The 6,097-nt window shown below is 34.5% G+C and carries 6 protein-coding genes; all 6 read left to right on the plus strand.

What is annotated here, in order from left to right:
- Positions 1-311: hypothetical protein (locus ACH2BP_RS01800; protein ID WP_395056433.1), on the plus strand; the 311-nt coding region annotated here is incomplete at its 5' end.
- A gap of 28 nt (positions 312-339) precedes the next feature.
- Positions 340-2,142, plus strand: coding sequence for a multicopper oxidase domain-containing protein (locus tag ACH2BP_RS01805; RefSeq protein ID WP_395056434.1), 1,803 nt, complete (start codon positions 340-342; stop codon positions 2,140-2,142).
- 3 nt (positions 2,143-2,145) lie between these two features.
- A complete protein-coding gene (locus ACH2BP_RS01810; RefSeq protein ID WP_395056436.1) occupies positions 2,146-2,775 on the plus strand; it encodes a thioredoxin family protein in 630 nt (209 codons plus the stop codon).
- A gap of 18 nt (positions 2,776-2,793) precedes the next feature.
- On the plus strand, positions 2,794-4,401 hold the full coding sequence (locus ACH2BP_RS01815; protein WP_395056438.1) for a T9SS type A sorting domain-containing protein: 1,608 nt from the start codon (positions 2,794-2,796) through the stop codon (positions 4,399-4,401).
- 70 nt (positions 4,402-4,471) lie between these two features.
- Positions 4,472-5,701, plus strand: coding sequence for a T9SS type A sorting domain-containing protein (locus tag ACH2BP_RS01820; protein ID WP_395056440.1), 1,230 nt, complete (start codon positions 4,472-4,474; stop codon positions 5,699-5,701).
- A 1-nt stretch (position 5,702) separates the two neighbouring features.
- The coding region (locus tag ACH2BP_RS01825; RefSeq protein ID WP_395056442.1) for a DUF1566 domain-containing protein at positions 5,703-6,097 on the plus strand (395 nt) is incomplete at its 3' end.

Raw genomic sequence — 6,097 nt, forward strand, 5'->3', positions numbered from 1 at the left:
AACAGCAAGTTGCTCAATTTGATGAGATAAGAAAACGAAATTTCGAAAAACAAGCAATTTTAAAAAAAATTATTCGAGATGATAAAGATGCAATGAATATAGAAATGTTTAATATAAAAACAGACGAAGCTAAAATAGAAATGTTTGCCATAAGAATTTCAGATAACGAATATAAAATGGAAATGTTGAGATACGATCAAGCAAAGGAACTAAAAGCGGTTTGTAAACCAGAACAACTCGAAAAATTTGAAGATTTAGTCAAAGAAATTCGAGATTATTTTAGACCTGATAACCAACCTAAAAAAAGATAGAAAACAACCAAAAACAAAAATCTACAAAATGAAAAAAACACTAAAACTAATCAGTCTAACCCTATTATTATCCGTAAATATTTGCTTTTGTCAATACAATGCGCTTAACATACCAGAAGCCTATTATGGTGTTTCGGGTACAAACGGAAAAACATTTACCCTTAATATAGATGACAATGTAAAGCAATATCGAACGGGACAGGCAACAGTAACTGGTTCTATAAATACAGGATCAACAACAACAAATAATTTTTGGGGACCAACAATGATTGTTAATAAAGACGACGTTGTCCATATGGATGTTACAAATAATCTAAATGAAAGTACCACACTTCACTGGCATGGCATGCATTTACCAGCCATTATGGATGGCGGACCGCATCAAGTAATTCCGGCAGGAACGCTTTGGCAACCATATTGGACAATCAAAAACCAAGCAGCAACTTTATGGTATCATCCACATTTGCACGAAACCACACAAGCGCAACTAACTAAAGGTGTTGGAGGTTTTATAATTGTAAAAGACGCAGCTGAAGCAGCACTCGCAATTCCTAGAACGTATGGTATAGATGATATTCCTTTAGCTATTTCAAGCCGCCGATTCTTAGCAACTACAAATGAAATGGCTTCACAAGTAATAGATAATTATGGTGATTATTCGATGATAAACGGAACATTAAACCCACAGGCAACTTTGCCAAAACAATGGGTTCGTTTCAGAATTTTGAATGCAGAAGTACAACGAGGATTGAATATTGGTTTTAGTGATAATAGAACTTTTTATGTAATTGGTAATGATGGGGGCTTATTAAACGCTCCAGTTGCCGTAACTAGAATGGCAGTTCAAACAGGAGAGCGGTACGAAATTATGGTTAATTTAAGTGCTGATACTTTTGGTGCCGAAACTTTATTTTTGAAAGCTTACAATACCACCGCTGAAATAACGGCACTAACTCCTGGACAAAATAGTTTTGGTTGGCCAGGATTAGAAGGAAACGCAACCACACCAACTGGAGGTCATGGTCCAATAAATGGAGGACTGTTAAACAACACCTCTTACAATCTTTTAAACATTAAAATAGCGGCTACAACATCCGTAACTACACCAATAACTGCAATTCCAGCAACGCTAGTAAACAATACATACTGGACGGCAGCAAATGTAACAAGCACAAGAACAATTACTATTGGAGGCGGAAATGGTGGATCAGCATTTACTTTAGACGGATTACTTTATAGCACAACAATGACACCTAAAACCGTTAACCTAGATGCCATTGAACAATGGACAATCGTAAACAACAATATTTTTGGTCATACTTTTCATTTACACGATGTTTTTTTTAAAATTATTTCTCGTTCGGGCGGAAATATGGGAACAACTTTACGCACTTATGAACAAGGTTGGAAAGATTCTGTTTGGTTGCCAATTGGAGGATCTGCTACTTTTGTTGCCAAATTTGATGATTATTCAGACGCAACTTGGCCGTATATGTACCATTGTCATGCATTAACACATGAAGACGAAGGAATGATGGGGCAGTTTATAGTTAGTAATGCACTTAGCATAAAAGAAAATGTAACGCCAGTTTCCTTTAGTCTATATCCAAATCCAGCAACCGAAAAATTATATATAAAACTAGAGAACACAGAAAATGAAATTTATTACATAAAAATTATAACACTAGAAGGCCGCGTTGCTATGATGTTACCAAAACCAGAGTGGCAAAACGGTATAGATATCTCATCATTAGCAGCAGGAACTTATGTTTTAAAACTGACTGACGATAAAACAAAAAGTATTACAAATAAAAAATTCATAAAAAAATAAATTATGAAAATGATAAAAACTTGTTTTAGTCTTACAGTGTTAGGAGTTTTCATTTCTAGTTTTGCTTTAAGCTCATCTTCACCCACAGATAAAATAATTAAAAATTTTACTTTAAAATCTACAGATAATCAAAAAATCTCGTTGTCAAATTATAAAAATGCCAAAGGTTTTATAGTCGTTTTTACTTGTAATAAATGTCCAATGGCAAAATTATATTCGGAACGTTTGAATAATTTGAATTTAAAATATAAATCCAAAGGAATTTATTTGATGGCTATAAACGCCATGGATACAGTAGCCTACAAAGAAGAAAACTTTGCCTTAATGCAGAAAAAAGTAAAGAAAGAAAAATTGAATTTTCCGTATTTACAGGATAAGTCACAAAAAGTTGCCAAACAGTTCGGAGCTTCTTGTACACCACAATCATTTCTTATTATGAAAGATTACTTCGGAAAATGGATTGTAAAATATGAAGGCTCGATAGATGACAGCGCACTCGAACCAACCAAGGCTAACAATTATCTTGAAAAAGCATTGGATGAATTATTACTAAAAAAAGAAGTATCAAATCCTTATACCAGAGCAGTTGGTTGTAGGATATTTTATCGTGGCGAAGTTACTAAAATGGATTAATCAAAAAAAACTCAAATAATGAAAAACCTACAACTATTAATATTCTGCTTATTTAGCAATATTATTTTTGCCCATACTATAAATTATGAAAATCAAGTCTTAAGACATTGGTTTGTCGAAAAACAAAACAAACATATCGATGGTTCTTTCGCTATGTTGAAAAACGGGAATGTTTATATTGAAGATGCTCATAATAATATTGTACATTTTCCAATCGGTTCATTTTCTAAATCAGATCAAGAATTTGCAAACAAAAAAGAAGCTTCGGTTGAAGCTATAAACAAAAATATAATACCACAAAATGTCATCGAAAATCAATCTTCGGTTAACTATAAATTAGGCTTTATTCTCTTGTTCTTATTTGTATTAACATCGTTATTATTTAAATATACGGATAGAAAAAAATTAAGATATATTGTTCCAGTATTATTTTCAGGAGTTTTGGTTACTTTATTTAGCTTTGGTAAAAAAATTCTTTCTACTACTGACCCTGCTTTTGTACAAACTGCATTTGCACCATTTGCATCAACAGTAAGTACCACTTACGATGCAAGTTATTTCTATGTAAACTCAGCAGGAATTGGTGGTCACACCATGATGGTTGGTATTTCTAATCGAGGTTGGCAACAACAAGTGCCTATGGCTAAATGTTTTATAAACACCAGTCATTGGACAATTCCATTAAATCCAGTTGTGGCAGCAAGTCCTGTACCTGTTAATTCTACAAATTTTATAAAAGGAGCCCTAGCAATTGCCGCAAACGGAGTGCCTATTTTTAATCCGTTTACAAATACAGGAGTCGATGCTTTTCTTGACGGGCAACTCGATAATTATGGCGGACATTGTGGTCGTGGCGACGATTATCATTACCATACAGCTCCTTTGCATCTTATTACTCTTGGACAGACAACAGCTACTTTACCAATCGCTTTTGCACTTGATGGTTACGCTATTTATGGCTCTTTAGAACCAACCGGTGCTGCCATGGCAACCTTAGATGCCAATCACGGGCATTATTTGAGTGGTGTTTATCATTATCATGGGACAGCAACTGCGCCATATATGGTGGGTAACATGGTAGGGGTAGTTACACAAGATGCCAGTTATCAAATTATACCGCAACCACAAGGTGTTTCTCCAAGACCAGGACCTTATGGTCCGCTTACAGGTGCTTTAATTACAGCTTGTGTGGCTAATGCAAGTAACGGATATAATACTGCTTATACTTTAAACGGAACTACAGGATATGCAACCAACTATACAGCAACAGCTGCGGGTGTTTATACCTTTAATTATGTAACTCCTACAGGTACAACGACTACAAATTATACAGGATCTGCATTGTGTACAGTTCCAAATTTATCGACAGAAAATTTCATTGCAATCGAAAAAAGTATCACACTTTATCCAAATCCAGCAACTGATACTTTAAAAATAAATTTAGGTATTAGTTCTTTTGAAAGTGATGTTCAAAGCATTTCTATATATGATACAAAAGGAAGTTTAGTTGCGAAAACTACTAATTTTAAATCAGATATAGACATTAGTAAGTTAACTAGAGGAACTTATTTTGTAAAAATTATGTTTTCTAATTCGGTAGTGACAAAAAAATTGTTGATCAAATAAATTTTCTCTCTTCATTAGATTTGGCAACAATTCGTGAGTTGTCCAAACTTTTTTTAAAAATAAAAAAATTATGAAAAAACTATTATTTTTTATCTTTTTTACCTCTTGTGGTTTTGCACAATACACAGGAACAGGAGCAGTTACACAAGGTTTGGCAACAACCATAACTACAGCAAACTTGTATAGCACATGTTCTGTAGCAAGTAGAGTTGCGGCTGTGGGAACCATCACCGCAACAGACAATACAACTTGGACTGTTCCTGCAGTTACTAATTTTACAAATGCTAGTTTCCCGTTTGCATCAGATTTGAATAATGGGTGCAACGGCAACAATTATGCAACATCAACGGCTGCGGTATCAGCATTAAACGGATCTGATATTGTAACAATTGATGTATCTGGAGAAGTGATTACGGCTTATATCTTTGCCGATAATTATTTCGAAATGTACATCAACGGCATTCCAGTTGGTAAAGACAAAGTTCCTTTTACCGAATTTAACTCGAGTATTGTACGTTTCAAAGTAAATAAACTTTTTACCATTGCCATGCTTTTAGTCGATTGGGAAGAACGATTGGGCGTTGGTGCCGAAACCATTGGCGGCTTTACTTATCACGTTGGCGATGGCGGTATGGTAGCTGTTTTTAAAGATGCAACTAACACAATTATTGCAAAGACCGATTCAAGTTGGAAAGCGCAAACATTTTATACAGCACCCATTATGAACTTGGCTTGCGCAACTGAATCTGGAACTTCACGTTTATCTACAACTTGCAGTACTGCCGATAGTAATTCAGGTTCAACCTATTACGGGTTACATTGGGCTCGACCAGTAAATTGGACAACAGCAAGTTTCGACGATTCGACTTGGCCAAGCGCAACGACTTATACAAATGCAGTTATAGGAGTAGACAACAAACCGTCCTATACTAATTTTGTAAATATTTTCGACGATGCTTCAAACGATGCTCAGTTTATATGGAGTAAAAATGTGGTTCTAGATAATGAAGTAATTGTCAGAAAAACAATAGCTAGTTTGGGTACTAACGAAAATCAGTTTATTGAAAGTAAAATAAATATGTACCCAAATCCAGCAAAAAACACGATTCATTTAGATATTGATTCCTCTATTCAAAATGAAATTCAAAAAATTTCAATTTATAATGTACTCGGCGAATTGGTTTTTAGTACTGATAAATATTTGCAAACGATTCTATTAACGAATATTTCAAGCGGCATGTATATGGTTAAAATTAAATCATCTGAATTTGAAGTTTCTAAAAAATTAATTATTGAATAAAATGAGAAAAATAATATTACTATTTATAACTACATTCTCATTTGCGCAAAGCATTACAAAAACGATGAATTTGTTGCCCGATACGGGACAAAACACAAGTTATACAGCAACTTTTGGTGAAGATAATGATTACACAATTAATGCGCCGTCGTTTACCAATAATGGCAACGGAACCATAACCGATAATGTAACAGGATTGATTTGGCAACAAGCCGATGGTGGCGAAATGACGATTGAATCTGCGTATACGTATGCAGATAATTTGGTTCTTGGCGGGTTTTCGGACTGGAGATTGCCTACACCAAGAGAAAGTTTTTCGATTTTGAATCATCAGAATACTAATCCTGCTCTAAATACTACCTATTTTACAAACACAAATGCGGGTTACTGGTGGAC

It is taken from the genome of Flavobacterium sp. (genome assembly GCF_043756175.1).
Classification (GTDB): Bacteria; Bacteroidota; Bacteroidia; order Flavobacteriales; family Flavobacteriaceae; genus Flavobacterium.